Annotated in this window: 10 protein-coding genes and 1 pseudogene; 2 read left to right on the top strand and 9 right to left on the bottom strand. The window is 35.9% G+C overall.

Annotation, left to right across the window (positions count from 1 at the left end; genetic code table 11):
• The first annotated feature begins 98 nt into the window (after nt 1-98).
• Nucleotides 99-731 (top strand): annotated as a pseudogene (locus tag AAC069_RS04465) (SDR family oxidoreductase).
• Nucleotides 732-1,057: 326 nt separating this feature from the next.
• On the opposite strand, the gene AAC069_RS04460 reads toward AAC069_RS04465, so the two are convergent.
• From AAC069_RS04460 to AAC069_RS04420, 9 genes are all read right to left on the bottom strand, one after another.
• Nucleotides 1,058-1,954, bottom strand: a complete 897-nt coding sequence (locus tag AAC069_RS04460; protein WP_339919290.1) for a 3-hydroxyacyl-CoA dehydrogenase — start codon at nt 1,952-1,954, stop codon at nt 1,058-1,060.
• A 303-nt stretch (nt 1,955-2,257) separates the two neighbouring features.
• Nucleotides 2,258-3,472 carry a multidrug effflux MFS transporter gene (locus AAC069_RS04455; RefSeq protein WP_339919289.1) on the bottom strand — a complete coding sequence of 405 codons (1,215 nt, stop codon included), beginning with the start codon at nt 3,470-3,472 and terminating at the stop codon, nt 2,258-2,260.
• Nucleotides 3,473-3,600: 128 nt separating this feature from the next.
• Nucleotides 3,601-4,005, bottom strand: a complete 405-nt coding sequence (locus tag AAC069_RS04450; RefSeq protein WP_339919288.1) for an OsmC family protein — start codon at nt 4,003-4,005, stop codon at nt 3,601-3,603.
• Between the two features lie 318 nt (nt 4,006-4,323).
• Nucleotides 4,324-6,594 carry a helix-turn-helix domain-containing protein gene (locus AAC069_RS04445; protein WP_339919287.1) on the bottom strand — a complete coding sequence of 757 codons (2,271 nt, stop codon included), beginning with the start codon at nt 6,592-6,594 and terminating at the stop codon, nt 4,324-4,326.
• A 150-nt stretch (nt 6,595-6,744) separates the two neighbouring features.
• A complete protein-coding gene (locus tag AAC069_RS04440) occupies nt 6,745-7,320 on the bottom strand; it encodes an OmpH family outer membrane protein (protein WP_339919286.1) in 576 nt (191 codons plus the stop codon).
• Nucleotides 7,321-7,563: 243 nt separating this feature from the next.
• Nucleotides 7,564-8,412 carry a class I SAM-dependent methyltransferase gene (locus tag AAC069_RS04435; protein WP_339919285.1) on the bottom strand — a complete coding sequence of 283 codons (849 nt, stop codon included), beginning with the start codon at nt 8,410-8,412 and terminating at the stop codon, nt 7,564-7,566.
• Nucleotides 8,413-8,629: 217 nt separating this feature from the next.
• Entirely contained in the window at nt 8,630-10,501 is a 1,872-nt protein-coding gene (gene mnmG / locus AAC069_RS04430) for a tRNA uridine-5-carboxymethylaminomethyl(34) synthesis enzyme MnmG (protein ID WP_339919284.1), read from the bottom strand.
• A gap of 233 nt (nt 10,502-10,734) precedes the next feature.
• Complete coding sequence (gene ybeY / locus AAC069_RS04425; protein ID WP_339919283.1) at nt 10,735-11,154, bottom strand: rRNA maturation RNase YbeY; 420 nt, start codon at nt 11,152-11,154, stop codon at nt 10,735-10,737.
• Nucleotides 11,151-14,474 carry a hypothetical protein gene (locus AAC069_RS04420; protein WP_339919282.1) on the bottom strand — a complete coding sequence of 1,108 codons (3,324 nt, stop codon included), beginning with the start codon at nt 14,472-14,474 and terminating at the stop codon, nt 11,151-11,153. Before AAC069_RS04420 ends, ybeY begins: the two co-directional genes overlap by 4 nt.
• Before the next feature lie 138 nt (nt 14,475-14,612).
• Here AAC069_RS04420 and gltX point away from each other — a divergent pair, with 138 nt between their 5' ends.
• Nucleotides 14,613-16,118, top strand: coding sequence for a glutamate--tRNA ligase (gene gltX, locus AAC069_RS04415; RefSeq protein WP_339919281.1), 1,506 nt, complete (start codon nt 14,613-14,615; stop codon nt 16,116-16,118).
• Nucleotides 16,119-16,122: the final 4 nt, after the last annotated feature.

The following is a 16,122-nucleotide window of genomic DNA, read 5'->3' as shown; positions in this document are numbered from 1 at the left end:
TACTAAAACAGATTTAAAAAAAACGTTAAAAAGTATTAAACTCAAGTTAAACACCATATTAATAAGCCGTTAGTGAAACCAGTTTTGTACTTTTAGTTATGGAAAATATATTAGTAGCCGGTGCTAATGGCACCACAGGAAAAAAAATAGTAGACCTTTTAAATAAATCTCAAAATTTTAACCCTATTGCTATGGTTAGAAAAGAAGAACAACAAGCCTATTTTAAAAACCAAAATATTCAAACTGTCTTGGGAGATTTAGAAGCTGATGTTACTTCCGTTTTTACTAATCCAATTGACCGAGTAATATTTGCCGCGGGTTCAGCGGGTAAAAATGTGATAGGCGTAGATCAAGAAGGTGCTAAAAAATTAATAGATGCTTCTAAAAAGGCAAATATCAAGAAGTTTGTAATGTTAAGCTCCATGGGAGCTGACGAACCCGAAGAAGCAACTCAATTGCAAGAGTATTTGAAAGCAAAGCATAATGCTGATGAATATTTAAAAAGCAGCGGATTGAACTAAAGTATTGTTAGACCGGGAACTTTAACGAATGACTCGCAATTAGAAATGATTGAGCTAGAGCAAAAGTTAAATAAACATGGCGAAATCAGTAGAGCTGATGTTGCGCAAACTTTAGTGCAAAGCTTAGAAGATAAAACAGCTCACAATGCAACTTTCGAAATCATCAAAGGAGATACTTCGATTCAGAACGCATTGAATAAAATCAGTTAATAAGAATATATATTACGCAGTTTAGATTTATAATACAATTATTGATTCAACCCAAAAAAACCGAAAGAACTTTATTGCTTAAAGTAGTTTCGGTTTTTTTATTGCTTGTTTTATGAACAGCAACTGAATTAAAGAGTGTCTTTGAATTTAGCTTCTAGAAACGGAACACAATTAGCCGCGTAGGATCTGTAATACGTATATGATAAAAGCATTAAACCTAATCCGCTGTACAACAAATCGTAAGGTTCAAGCTAACTATTAAAGTTTCATACCTCTTTTTTTCATGCAGTTGGCGCAAACGGTTAGTGTAGAAACAGTAGTCGACACTATTTCAAAAAATCAGGATCAGCATATTTTGGATTTGGATATTTGTAAAATCCTTCACCACTACTTACCCCCATTTTACCCTTATCGATAAAATCTGATTTAATGATAGCGGCACGATCAAGTCTTTTTTGATCTCCCAGTTTTGTTCCCCAAAGCATACTTACATTGTAGGCCGTTTGCATCCCTATCTTGTCCAGAATACCAAAAGGCCCCATTTTTGTTCCCATAGTAATCATCCAGGTTTTATCAATGCTTTCAACATCAGAAACTCCACTAAAAAATAATTCTTGCGCTGCAGTAAGTAATGGAACCAACAAAGAATTCAATATATATCCATTTTGCTCTTTGTGTATTGGAATGGGTATCATTCCAATTTCAGAAGCAAACTGTACTACTCTTTCAAATATTTCCGGATCTGTTCCTGCATGCCCCATCACTTCTCCAATATTAGTATCCCAAATTCCATTAGCAAAGTGCAACGCTAAAAACTTTTCAGGACGACCTGTATAAGCTGCATAATCACTAGGCAAGGTCGTGGAAGAATTAGTAGTGAAAATAGTCTTTTCAGGTGCTACTTTCGCCAGCTCCTGGTAAAAGCTTATTTTAATTTCCACGTTTTCAGGAACAGATTCACTAACTAAATCAGCGTCCTTTACCGCTTCGGCTAAATTTGTTGAATAGCTTAATCTGCCTAAGGTTCGTTCAATGTCTTCTTTAGAAACTCCTCTACTCGTTGAAAACAATTCAGCATATTGCTTGTGAAAAGCTTTGCTTGCTTCTATCCCTTTGTCGAAAGCATCATAAACTACCACCTTAAAACCCATAAAAGCGGTCTGCCAGGCTATTTGTGAGCCTAATGTCCCCCCTCCTGCAATCATTACATTTTCTATTTTCATTGTGTTTAATATTTGAATTTATTTTTTTATCGGTTATAACTTATGCATCTGCATTACAAACGTAATTGATTACATACCCTCAAATATATAATATATATCTTACGCTTATTGCAAATGGTATCACAATAAATAAACTGATTCGCTAATGTTAATGTTTGAGTAACTAGAATATTTGCTATGCCTAATAAGTCGTTTTTAAACGATTTCCTGCGTTGTTTCTTTATTCGAATAAAGAAGTTCTTAAAAGTCAAATTACGCGCTATATAAGCTCGTTTAGCTCTTACTAGTAAAACTACTGCTGTTTTAGACAGTCGCAGCGGTAGATTTTTCGTCTATTTTTAAATAAACAAGTAAACTAATTGCCAAGGCGGCGCATATTGAAAAACCAACAAAAAGTGGCAGAGCCGTTTCGGCAATAAAGCGGCCAATGTAAATACTGATGGGTACCGCCATAATTGTAGAAATACAACCGGTTACTGCAGCTGCAGTTCCTGCAATATGTCCTACTGGCTGCATGGCCATGGCGCGTATATTTCCAAAAAGGAAACCTATACTGAAAAATTGCAAGGCGAAAAACAGCAACAAAACACGCACATCTGGATTTGGGGAATTATAAAAAAAGGCAACGTAGGTCGCTGAAACCAAGAAAAAAGAAATTAAAGCAGTGGTAATTAATTTTTCCATCCCAAATTTTATAACCAGTACTCCATTTAAAAAAACAGCCGCACCTATTGCGATTGCAAGTCCGGCGAAAATGTATGGGAACTCTTCTTCTAGATTATATTGATTCTGAAATATCTGTTGTGAACTACTAAGGTACACCATAAAAGATCCAGTGATAAACCCAGAGATAATGGTAAAACCAATAGTTCTTTTAAATTTTATCAGTTCTTTAAATTCTCCAATAAAACCCTTTGCGGAGAAATCTTTCTTGTTTTCAATAGACAAAGTCTCCGGTTGTCGTTTCCAAAACCAGAACGAAACCAACACACTAATAACTACCTGAATATAGAAAATCCCATGCCAGTTGTAGTAATCCAGCACAAATTTACCCAAAGCCGGAGCAATCACAGGAACCAATATAAAAACAACCGTCACAAATGACATGATACGCGCCATATAATCTCCGCTGTACATATCGCGAATAATAGCAATACTTATGGTTCTGGGAGCAGAAAGACCAATTCCCTGCAAGATCCTTCCTATAACCATCATTTCTAAACTTGTGGCGTTTACACAAATGAAACTAGCGAGTATAAACAAGGCAAAACCCATGTAAACCACTGGTTTTCTCCCCACACTATCTGAAAGCGGGCCAAAAATTAAAGGGCCAAATCCAAGACCAAGAAAGATCATCGTAATGAGCAGTTGATTATCCACAACTTCAGTAGTACCAATACTAATCCCAATAATCTCCAAAGCCGGCAATAAGGCATCGATCGCTAATGCCACTACCGACATCAAGGACGCCATAAGTGCGACAAATTCAAATTGGGAGGTCCTGATATTATTTTGCATCAGACAAAAATACAGTATTGAATTGGTTTCGGCACTGTTTTATGGAATTCTAAGACTTTAAAGTTTTGCCTTTTTTAGTAGCTAATAGTTCGTTAAAAACTGAATTTATTGTAGGTGGGTTCCTCTTTTTAATCTACTAATTTCTTAATTATACCGCTAACTGAGCAGCACGCTTTTACTGTATTGAAGATCGTTCCAAACTTTTCAATGTTTTTTTGCAGCAAATCAATATTTAAGCTTTCGTCTTGACTGTGGATGAGTAATTCATATTGTATTTCATCCATTCTCGGTGGCTTTTCTAGTCGCACCGCATTTACGGTTAATTCGGCGCTTGAATATTCGAAATTCATCATAACAGAAAAACGAGCAACATTTTTTAGAATGCAAGCTGAAAAGGAACCCAAAAACAACTCTGCTGGATTAGGCAAACTCGCTTCTGTATCGGGAGAAATTCCAAAACTAATCTCAGATTCTTTAATATGTACAGCTGCATTTTTATTGGAGGAAATACTGGCTTTTACAGAATAGTTCATAAAGTGAATGGATTTAATATTGAAATTGTTACTTTCAAATATACGATAAATACGATTATTACATGATGAATAGTCACTAGAATACATGACTAGATTGTTGAATATAATGCTGCATCATAAAATACAAATTCGTGTTTTGAAACAAGAACAAGGACACTTTTGAAAAGATAATATTAGTCCATTATAGCCCCGATAGCAGTGGAAATCCTTTTCTTTTTTAAGAAAAGATTACTTCGTCAGTTCGCTTCGCTCGAGTGCAACGCATAGCGGGAGGATTTATTCTTAAAATACACATACGCTCTGCTCCCAATAATAAAACTAATTCAAGGTCGCTTTGTACATTCGGGCTTCGTTCCAGGTGAATTTATCACTGTTTTTTTCCATTAACGCATTTAGCGATTCCTCTTTATAACCTTGGAAAGCTAGCGCTAAGGTCTGTATTTTATCCTCGGGTAAAACCTCCGTAATAGACACGGCTTTGGTTTGTATCAGCTGGACAAAATGAGAGTAAATGGTTTGTTTTGTCAGCACTCTGATGGTGGCAATATCTGAAATTGAATTCTTTTCTACCCACAATTCATAGGTTTCCTGAACGGTAGATTTTTTGGGTGCTTTCTTGGTCGCTTTTTTAGAGGTATAGCGTTGCAAGTCAGCTTCGTCCTCAATCAGCGTGACATTTGCTTTCTTGAACTGGTTCTGAATCGCTTCGGTTTTTCTACTGATGTATCTCTTTATTTCGTCAGAGGTCAGTTTTTCCTTCGAAATGGTTTCGCCGGCAACAACGGTCTCAATCAAAAGCTTGGCTTTCATCAATCGTAAAACGGCTTTTGTCTGTAATTCTTCGAGCACGATTAGTTCGTCATAATACGCTTTGCTTTTCTTAACGCGCTTTACTTCTTCCAGTTTCCAGAGAATTTCAAAAACCAACTCGTCCATAGGTTTTAAGAAATAACCAAAAGCGGCTTCGATCCGCTCCGAAACGTGGATTAAATCGACGGTCTCATTATTGAAAATTTTGTTGAGCTGTCCCATGAATTTTTTGGATGGATCCAAAAGGGAGTCGATGGCTTCCATCTGCTTTGTGGCCCAAAGCGCATGTTTAGACTTAGCTGAACTCTCCGACTTGTCGCCGTAGCTGTACTTGTGATTGCGCCATTCCTGCGCTAAAACTGCCCAGTCAAAACTGTGCATCAGATAGTTATGAATGAAATTCTTAGTTTCAAAATGTAGGGAGTTTTTCAACAATTCTTCGGAAGCCTTGTTTAAAGAGTAATCCATGACATCCTGGTCGTTAGAAATCCCGTTCATACGCAACGGAGATAGTAAAATAAGTCCTTCTAACGAGCGCAAACGAGATAATGCGACATATGCCTGACCCGGCATAAAAACTTGCGAAACATCGATTGCTGCTTTGTCAAAAGTCAATCCTTGACTTTTATGCACCGTAATCGCCCACGCCAATTTTATAGGATAATGAACAAAAGTCCCTAGAACCTCCTCCTCTATTTCCTTTGTCGAAGGATCAATTTTATAACGAATGTTTTGCCATTCGTATTTTTCAACTTCTATGGTTTTGTCTTCTTCCGGAAAATGAACCAGAATTTCCTGGCTCGAAAGGGATTTTATAATTCCCATTTTTCCGTTGAAATAGTTTTTTTCGAAAGATAAATCGTTTTTCACGAACATCACTTGTGCGCCTAGTTTTAACTGCAAGCGTTCCTCTATCGGGAAAATCTTCTCGGGAAAGTCACCTACGATATCTGGCTTGTAGGTAATCAACTCCCCTTTTAAATCTTCCAAAGCTTGTGCGTTCATAGCATCGGCCTTGTTATTGTGGGTTGTAAGCGTGATATAACCTTTGTTGCTTTTTAAATCAAAATCAGGTTTAACGTACTTGTTCAGCGCCTGAACATCAGCTGCGGTAATCTGATTGTTCCGTAAATTATTCAAAACCGAAATAAATTCGGTGTCCGTTTGACGGTAAATTTTTGATAACTCAATGTACAACGGCGGACTTTGCTGTACTGCATGCGAATGGAAAAAGAATTTTCCTTTGTAATAGTTGCGAAGCGTACGCCATTCCTCATCCCTAATTACCGGTGGCAATTGCAATAAATCACCAATAAACAATACTTGAACCCCACCAAAAGGAGATGCATTCTTACGCACCGTTTGCATCATGTAATCCATTGCGTCTAGCAAATCAGCACGTAGCATACTCACTTCGTCAATCACCAACAATTCCATGTTACGAATCACAGACTTCTTCAATCCGCTCATTTTAAAATGACGACGCAAGGTATCCTTAGATTCAAATTTTACGGTATCCGTGAATTGGGAATCAACGCCAAACGCAGGAATAAATCCACCAAACGGCAACTGAAACATCGAGTGAATCGTAACACCACCCGCATTCAAAGCGGCAATACCCGTAGGCGCTACTACAACCGTGTTTTTGTGGGTAGTGGCAATGATTTCCTTTAAAAGCGTAGTTTTTCCTGTTCCCGCTTTTCCAGTTAGAAAAACTGAACGTTGGGTTTGGTTGATGAATTGTAAAGTGTAAGCAGCGGCTTCAGAAACGGTTTGCATTGGGCGTATAAATTAAAAAAAACGATTTGATAACACAAAAGTAAGCTATTTATAAGAGTATAATAACGACAATGTGAATAAGTAAATAATCAAAAAAGCCTCCATTCTAATACAAGAATGGAGGCTTTTAATTTTTATGAAAATAGAAGTTTATTTCTTTTCTTCTTTTTTATCTTCTACTTTTTCTTCTGTTTTAGCAGCGGCTTTGTATTTGTCGTTTAATGCTTTTACGATATCTTTTGTAATGTCGTATTTATCTTCAGCATATAAAACTGATGCTGCATCTCCCGTACCATAGATATAAGAATATCCTTTTTCTTTACCATATGCTTTGATAAACTTTTTCACTCCACTTACTAAAGTGTCCATTTCTGCACCACTTTCTTGTTGTAATTGTTGAGATAAAGCTTGTTGAGCATAACTCAATTGTTGCTCTCTTTTTTGTAATTCAGCTCCTTTTTGTTGTGCCCATGTTTGACCGTTAGCTTGTGCTTGACTTTGAAAATTAGCAGCATCTTCTTTGAAACGTTTAATCTCCGCATCTAGCTGTCTTCCTTTTTCTTCAGACTGTGCTTTATATTTCGCTTCAAGATCTTTCGCTTCAGTATATTCTTTCATTAATACCGAAGTATCTACATAAGCTGTTTTTACTTCTTTAACATCTGCGGTTTTGTTGCAAGCAACAACTGAAATAGAAATTGCGATAATTAATAATACTTTTTTCATTTTGGTTTATTTGGAATTTATGTGTTTATAGCAAAAATATAAAAAATTAGAGAGTATCCTAAAAAACTTTAAAAATTGGGAAAAATTTATACTATCAGATTTTATTATTAAAAAGGTCGAGTTTATAATTTATTCTTATAAAAACCAGCTTTAACATCGCTTAAATAAGCCGCGAAATCAAAATAAGCAATAAAAACCCCCATAAAACAGAAAATCATGGCTTAAATTAATCTTAAATTCGATTTAGTTGTTTTTTAGAACGTAAATATGGGATGAATATTCAAAATTTTGTTTGGCTTTAATATTCGATTGTAATCCAACAAAAAAGGCTTTAACAAAATTCATTTTTCCGTATTTATACTTTTCAGACAACAGACTCACATAAAAAGAGTCAAATTTCATAGGTAGTACTTTTTCTAATTGCATACCTTCTTTTTCGAAAAGCATTTTTATGGCTTTTTTCGAAAAGTGCCAGAAATGAATTGGCACATCATAAGCTGCCCAAAACGTTCCATAATGTTTTGCATCAAAAGATTTAAAATTAGGAACAGCAACAATTAAAGTTCCCGAAGGTTTTAGCAATCGCTTTAATTCTTTTATTTGGTTATCTAAATTAGGAACGTGTTCTAAAACATGCCACATTGTAATCACGTCAAAAGAATGACTTTCTAATCCGGAAGTGTCTTCGACAAAAGAAACTGCTTTTTTCAAAGCAATCGCTCTAGCTTTATCACTTGGCTCCACCCCTACTGTTTTCCAACCGTTTTCTTTGGCTACTGCCAAAAAATCTCCAGTACCAGCGCCAATGTCTAAAATACTCCCTTTATTAGGTTGTTGTGAATTAATCAGCTCCAACTTATTTTTTAAAGCTATCCCTTTTATAAAATGGTATGCCTTTTCAAATAAAGATCGTTTCCCATCTGTATGCGAAATGTAATCTTCACTTTCATAATACTTACCCAAGTTTTCTAAACTAGGTTGCGGATATGTAATTAACATGTCCATTGTTTCATCGTAGTACAAGTCAAATGTTTCTTTAGAAACAGAATGGTCTTTTACAGTAAGGAAATGCTTTTTATTTGAAATGTCCATTTATAGTTTTCAGTCGTCAGTTTTCAGTCGTCAGTTTAAATGTGAAGATTGAAAATCAAATATTAAATTATTATTATTTTAAAACACAAGATCCTTAGTGACAACAAGGCTTTCGGCCGTAGTTTCACGTGGAACATATGATTTTCGAATGCAAATTAACGATTTTTAATTGCAGATATAAAAAAGATCATAAATCGTTAATCTGAAATCAAATATATTATCTTCCCATGTAAATCAACAATACCGAAACATCACTTGGAGAAACTCCGCTGATTCTCGATGCCTGCGAAATAGTTACTGGTCGAATCTTACCGAGCTTTTGTCTCGCTTCAATAGACATTGACTTTATCTTATCGTAATCAAAATCTTCTGGGATTTTCACATCTTCTAAGCGAGTCAGTTTATCCGCGTTGTTTCTTTCCTTGTCAATATAACCAGAATACTTCACCTGAATTTCTGCTTGCTCCAGAATTTCTTGATCTAAATCATTCTCTTCAATATATGTTTTCACTTTATCAAATTTCATGATGTCGTCCATGTCAATTTGCGGACGAGAGAAAACCTTAAACAATTTATCACCTTGAGTAATTAATGCAGTATCCTTAGATTCCAATATTGGATTTGCTTCCGCAACGCTAACACTAGTCTCTCTAAAAAACGAAACCATCTTTTCAGACTCTTTTAATTTATGCTCCATACGACGCAAACGCTTTTCAGAAGCTAAACCTATTTCGTGAGACATAGGCGTTAATCTGAAATCGGCATTATCCTGACGCAATAGCGTTCTGTACTCCGCTCGTGATGTAAACATACGGTAAGGCTCTTCTGTTCCTTTTGTAATTAAATCATCAATCAGCACTCCAATATACGCTTCATCTCTTTTCAAGATTAACGGCGCTTTTTCGTGCACTTTTAAATGCGCATTAATTCCAGCCATCAAACCTTGAGATGCTGCTTCTTCATAACCGGTAGTTCCATTAATCTGTCCAGCAAAATACAAACCTTCAACCAACTTTGTTTCTAAAGTATGTTTCAATTGTGTAGGCGGAAAATAATCGTACTCGATTGCATATCCTGCACGAAGGAATTTCACCTTTTCAAAACCTGCAACAGATTGCATTGCCTTATACTGAATGTCTGCAGGAAGCGATGTAGAAAATCCATTAACATAAACCTCACAGGTTTTCCAGCCCTCTGGTTCGATAAACAACTGATGCCTTTCTTTATCAGCAAAACGATTTATCTTATCTTCAATCGACGGACAATATCTTGGCCCTAGACTTTTTATTCTTCCATTAAACATTGGAGAACGATCAAAACCTTCTCTTAAAATATCATGAACTTGCAACGACGTGTACGTCATATGACAAGATCTTTGATGAATCAATGGCGACGTCACATCAGAATAAGAAAACTTATCTGGCTTAGCATCTCCTTTTTCTTCATTCATTTTTGAATAATCCAAAGAACGTCCATCCACTCTTGGAGGCGTTCCTGTTTTCATTCGACCCGCTTCAAAGCCAGCGTTAATTAAATCCTCAGTAATTCCATGAGAGGCACTTTCACCCGCTCTACCTCCTCCGAAATTTTTATCACCAATATGAATGATCCCGTTCAAGAAAGTTCCATTAGTTAACACTACCGACTTCGCTTTTATTTCAATTCCGAGAGCCGTAGTTATTCCCTTTATCTTTCCGTTTTCAATCAACAAGCCCTTCACCATCTCTTGGTAAAAATCAAGATTAGGAGTTCCTTCTAGCATCATTCTCCACTCCTCAGCAAATCGCATACGGTCACTTTGAACACGTGGCGACCACATTGCAGGACCTTTGGATTTGTTCAGCATCTTAAATTGGATTGCGGTATTATCTGAGACAATTCCAGAATACCCACCAAGCGCATCAATCTCACGAACGATCTGTCCTTTGGCAATTCCTCCCATAGCAGGATTACAAGACATCTGCGCAATGTTTTGCAGACTCATGGTGACCAAAAGCGTTTTTGAACCCAGGTTTGCAGCAGCAGCAGCAGCCTCAGAACCGGCATGTCCGGCTCCCACAACAATTACATCATATTCTTCTTGAAACATCTTATTATATGAATTTGTCCCGATATTCGGGGGTGAGATCCCAACACCAAAAGCATTTCTGTTTTTGAAATCTCAATTTATTTTCTCGCTCCCTGCGTCACATCTCTTATCTGATTATTGAATCATTAAAAGTTGTTCCACGTGAAACATTCTAAAATCACAACACCAAAAACCACTCGAATTTCACTTTGTTCCACGTGAAACAAAAAACCTTCGTAAGCTAAATCGGTCTGCTATTGTTCCACGTGGAACAGCGCTAATTTTTCGTTTTCTTTAGAGCGCATTAGCAACTCATCTTCATCTCCTTTATCCTTATATCCACAATAATGTAGAACACCATGAACCATTACTCTTCTCAACTCTTCGTCAAAAGGGACATTAAAATCTGTAGCGTTATCCTGAACACGTTCCACAGAAATAAAAACATCTCCACTAATTTCATTTCCCATAGTGTAATCAAAACTGATAACATCTGTTAATGTATCATGGTTTAAATACTCAAGATTGATTTTGTGTAGGTATTCGTCGTCACAGAAGATGTAGTTAATTTCTCCTTCTTTCTTCCCCTCAGACAAAATAACTGCAGAAAGCCAATTTCCAACAGCCTCTTCATTGTCTAGGTTGTATTCGTTTTCGTAATTAAAATCGATCATTTTTTATTAAAATATTCTTGAACCTTGCGGTTAAAATTCGAGCGCAAAGGTAACGATTGTCTATCTAATATCTCAATGCTATTTAAATAATCTAACAATGCGTCAGGCAACGGTTTAGATTCATTATTAAACTCTCTTTTATTGCTCTCTGATTGACGCTTCTTTTCCTCCCCTTGTTGTTGAATAGCTGTGTTTAATTTTAACAATTCCTGCTTTACATTCAATATCTTTTGCAGCGTTTCGTTCTTAAAGCCTTTGTTCAATAATTGCTTTTCTATTTGTTTCATCTGCTCCAAAGCATTTTGACCACTACCACCTAAACCTTGCTTATTTAATTCATTTTCTAATGCTTCTCGAAGTTGTTTTTGTTCTTTGTAAATTTCTAATAAAGCTTGCGCGTCTCCTTCTCCCTCGCCTCCGTCTTGCGAACCCTCTTTACCTTTCTTAGAACCCTCACCAGCTTTCCCCTCTTTACCATCACCAGGCTTTTGTCCTTTCTCCATTCCTTCTTTCATTTTCTCACCAAGCCCCTCTTGCTTTTTAATAATATCTGGCAACTGCATTCCTTGTCCACTTCCTGGTTTTGGTTCTCCAGCACCCATACCAGATAACGACATTTGCATATTATTCAAAATATCACTCAAGAAATCGCCTAGCTTATTAGCGGATGAAACAGCATACTGCTGGTGCGATAATCCTTTTGGTATTTGCGCATCTGCTAAACTGATCAAGGATTTGTCAATATTGTAATGTACATTCCCTATCTCTTTCGTAATATCCTCAGCGATTTTTGGGTTCCGTAATGACATTGCAAACAAGCTATCATCGACATGTTTGAACTGAAGTTTTAAATCTTGTTGTAATTTAATGTTTTTATTGAACGCTGGAGACCCTGTTTTCAACCCTCTAAATTGAACCATAACATATTCCTGCGACAACGAATAAGCCAATAAATTATCTAATATCTGACGCAACATTTTTACATCTTCCTCCATTTGCTCTTTAGCACTTCCTTCTAAACTTTGCGACATCTTCTTAGACATCGACTTCATTTTATCAGCAGCTTTCTTCTGACTAGGTTTGGCCTTAGCTTTATTATCTTTCTGAAGTTCATCAGTCGCTTTCTTTAAATCCTCAGCGATACTTTTTTCTGTTGCGGCATCATCAGGCAAATCTACTGGTGACTTTAATTCAGCATTATCTCTCTCTAAGTCTTTCAATTCATCCTGAATATTCTTAAATTCAGAATTAATGTTTTTTTGTTTATCGGCAGAATTCTCCTTTTCGTTCTCTGCCAATTTATTCTGCTTATCTGCAAGCTTATCCAATTTATCTCCTAACTGTTCCGCCTTTTTTTCTACATAATACTTCTTGGTCAGTTCCACCAACTGCTCCAAATTTTTTACCTGGTTCTTACTATTCTGCTTAAATTGATCTAGTTTATTAAGTAACTCTTCGTTCTTTATTTTGTTATTTAACTCCTTTAACTCGTCCAATAGCTTCTGATTTTTTTTCAAATCTTTATCCGCTTTGTCTAAGCGTTTTTTTAACTCTTCCTTCAATTCGTCTTTTGGAATAGTTTTCAACTCATCCAAATTGTTCTTCATCTTCTTAGCAAATTCCTTCATCATTTCATCCTGCTTCTTCTGCTGCTGAATAAAATCTTTTACATTTTGCTGGTCCTTGAATTCAAATTGTTCTTTCTCTTTCCCTGTCTTTTGTAATTTATCAATTTCAGATAACTGCTTGTCTTGATTTTTTAACGACTTTTGAAGGCTATTAATGTTGCCACTTTGCTGTTCCAGCAGTTCGCTTTTCTTCTCCTCATCGGTACCAATTCGATTAGAAAACACCGAAGATTTTGAACTTTTAAAACCATGAAATGCATCATTATCAAAAACCTCAAAATAATACTCATAAGAAACTCCTTGTTCAACAGCTAGTCCACCCGGAAAAGAAAATAAAAACTGTTCATATCCGGAAGTCTTTACTGGTATTGTTCCACGTTTAGCAGCCTCTGGTTTGCTCTTAGGGTAATAAACAACCTGTAATTTAGACAATCCATAATCATCTGCAACTTGTCCCAAAACAAAGCTCTTATCTACCTTTAAACTATCTGGAGCATAGTTAGCATTAATGGTAGGAAACTTATCTTTAATTACCGTAAGCTGGTAATCTAGTTTTTCATGGTCTTTTACCCGTTTATTGGAGGTAATGATTTGGTAATCTGCATTTTGAATAACATTTTTAGACAATGAAAACACATTGTCATTCTTTTGAAACGAAAAACGCGTGGTTTCTTCCGTATAAACGATATTTTCAGTAGCCAAAGAATAAATTTTCCAAGTAACTTTAGTCCCTTCAGGGATTACAGCGTTCCCTGTTCCTTTAACTACTTCTGCTTTTTTATTCAAATACGATGGGTAATTCAATTCCATCTCAAAATTAGAAATCGTTGGAACAGCAACCACTATCAACTTATAATCCTCTGAAGAAATAGCATTACCTTCCACGTGAAACACTACATCCTTCATTGGCTTAGTAATCTTGAACTGAAACTCCCCTGGTTTACTATTCTCCATAAAATAACTTTCTCCGTCTATGAAGATCATTGCGTTTTCTGGAGCTACTTTTCCTTCCGTTTTAATCTTTAGCAAGAAATCTTTGTTCTGCTCACTTTGTAAATTGCTATTGAGCACAACAAATTTGAAAGGAGCAGGAGGCAAAAAGGTATCGTTAAAATGAACGACACGATTTAAACTTTGAGAAATCACAGCAGTATTACCAGACAAATAAAAGAATAGAAAAAACAAAATAGGAACTATTGCAAACGGCAAATATCTTTTATTAGATCTAAAATTTATGGCATTCCCAAAAGGAACAGGCTGCAAAGCATTTGCTTTTTGATCGATAGAAGCCAAAAGTAATTCAGAAGAATGCTCCTGCTTATCCGAATTCGCTAGTTGGAGAAAATTAGTCAGCGTATCATTGACATCTGCAAAGTGATTTCCGATAATTTTTGAAGCCTGGTCATAATCGATTCCTTTTTGGAATTTAAACAATTTAAATATTGGGAATAAAATAAAACGAAATAACAACACCACCTCTACTCCAACAAAAGTCCAAAACAAAATAGACCTTCCCATTGGTTTGAGCCAAAGAAAATATTCCACGAAAAGCGTGAACAGAAAATACAACAATCCTAAACCGATGAAGAATATAATTCCCCTGATCAATTCATTAGTATAATACTTCCTGATAAATGCTTCTAACTTTTGATAAATACCATTTGAAGATTCCAAAGCTTCTATTTGTTTCATATAACCAATAAAAGTAATAATTTATATGAATAAAGAAATGTTAAAAAAGCACCAATGTCAAAAATGTTAAAATTATCTCGTTTTCAAATTCTGCAGTTCAGCGATTGAAATCGTATCTTTGCATCAAAATTTATAAAAATGTCGAAGCAAGTTCGTGTGCGTTTTGCACCTAGTCCAACAGGACCTTTACATATTGGCGGTGTCCGTACTGCCCTATTCAATTATTTGTTTGCCAAGAAAAATAATGGTGTTTTCTTTTTACGAATCGAAGATACTGATCAAAATCGTTTTGTTCCAGGTGCCGAAGCGTATATCATGGAAGCATTAAAATGGTTAGGTATTTCTCCTGATGAAACGATAGGGAAAAATGAAAAATTTGGTCCTTACCGTCAAAGCGAAAGAAAACCTTTATATAGAGCATACGCTGATAAATTAATAAACTCTGGTTGGGCCTACTATGCTTTTGATTCGGCTGAAGCATTAGATGCAGCAAGAAAAGAACAAGAAGAACAAGGGAAAACCTTTATTTACAATCATACTAATAGAGAATTACTAGATACTTCACTGGTAATTTCTGCTGAAGAAACTGCACAAAGAATCGCTAACGGTGATCCTTATGTGATCCGTTTTAAAACTCCAGTTGGTGAAACCTTGCATTTACAAGATATCATTCGTGGTGATGTCAAATTTGAAACCAGCTTACTAGATGATAAAGTACTGTTTAAAAGTGACGGAATGCCAACATATCATTTAGCAAATATTGTGGATGATCATTTAATGGAAACTTCGCATGTTATACGTGGAGAAGAATGGCTACCGTCTATGCCACTTCACGTTTTATTATACAGAGCCTTTGGTTGGGATGCACCTGAATTTGCACACCTGCCCTTGATTTTAAAACCAGTTGGAAACGGAAAACTATCTAAACGTGACGGAGATAAATTAGGGTTCCCAGTATTCCCATTAGAATGGAAAACGGAAGAAGGAATTTCATCAGGTTACAGAGAAAAAGGATTTTTCCCAGAAGCAGTTGTTAACTTCTTAGCATTATTGGGTTGGAACGATGGAACAGACAAAGAAATATATACTTTAGAAGAATTAGTAGAAGCTTTCGATTTGAACAGAGTTCACAAAGCAGGTGCGAAATTTGATCCAGAAAAAAATAAATGGTTCAATCACCAATATTTAATCAAGCAAAAAGACGAAGATTTGGCGAAAGCCTTCACTCCTATTTTGGAAGAAAAAGGAATTACAGCACTAGAAACTACATTAGTTAAGATCGTATCTTTAATAAAAGAAAGAGCCTCATTTGTTTCTGAGTTTTGGGAATTAAGCGATTTCTTTTTTGTTGCTCCAACAACCTATGATGAAAAAGCATCAAAAAACTGGAAAGCAGAAACTCCAGCTTTAATGCAAGAACTAATATCTGTCGTAGAAGAAATAACTGATTTCACTTCCATCAACATCGAAACTATCGTAAAAGACTGGATGACGAAAAACGAAATTGGAATGGGAAAAGTAATGCAACCTTTCCGTTTGAGTTTGGTTGGTGCTTTAAAAGGCCCTCACCTATTTGATATCGTGGAGCTCATTGGAAAAAAAGAAACAATTAGCAGAATTCAAAAAGCAATTGAAACTTTATAAAAGT

Source organism: uncultured Flavobacterium sp. (assembly GCF_963974175.1).
Classification (GTDB): domain Bacteria; phylum Bacteroidota; class Bacteroidia; order Flavobacteriales; family Flavobacteriaceae; genus Flavobacterium.
The sequence above is the reverse complement of the archived record's forward strand: the minus strand, read 5'-3'. Positions and strand labels throughout refer to the sequence as shown.

Excerpts from the sequence above, each read along its gene's own strand:
- AAC069_RS04460 (WP_339919290.1), bottom strand. The coding sequence starts at position 1,954 with ATGAAAATAGAAAATGTAATGATTGCAGGAGGGGGGACATTAGGCTCA.
- AAC069_RS04455 (WP_339919289.1), bottom strand. The coding sequence starts at position 3,472 with ATGCAAAATAATATCAGGACCTCCCAATTTGAATTTGTCGCACTTATG.
- AAC069_RS04450 (WP_339919288.1), bottom strand. The coding sequence starts at position 4,005 with ATGAACTATTCTGTAAAAGCCAGTATTTCCTCCAATAAAAATGCAGCT.
- AAC069_RS04445 (WP_339919287.1), bottom strand. The coding sequence starts at position 6,594 with ATGCAAACCGTTTCTGAAGCCGCTGCTTACACTTTACAATTCATCAAC.
- AAC069_RS04440 (WP_339919286.1), bottom strand. The coding sequence starts at position 7,320 with ATGAAAAAAGTATTATTAATTATCGCAATTTCTATTTCAGTTGTTGCT.
- AAC069_RS04435 (WP_339919285.1), bottom strand. The coding sequence starts at position 8,412 with ATGGACATTTCAAATAAAAAGCATTTCCTTACTGTAAAAGACCATTCT.
- mnmG (WP_339919284.1), bottom strand. The coding sequence starts at position 10,501 with ATGTTTCAAGAAGAATATGATGTAATTGTTGTGGGAGCCGGACATGCC.
- ybeY (WP_339919283.1), bottom strand. The coding sequence starts at position 11,154 with ATGATCGATTTTAATTACGAAAACGAATACAACCTAGACAATGAAGAG.
- AAC069_RS04420 (WP_339919282.1), bottom strand. The coding sequence starts at position 14,474 with ATGAAACAAATAGAAGCTTTGGAATCTTCAAATGGTATTTATCAAAAG.
- gltX (WP_339919281.1), top strand. The coding sequence starts at position 14,613 with ATGTCGAAGCAAGTTCGTGTGCGTTTTGCACCTAGTCCAACAGGACCT.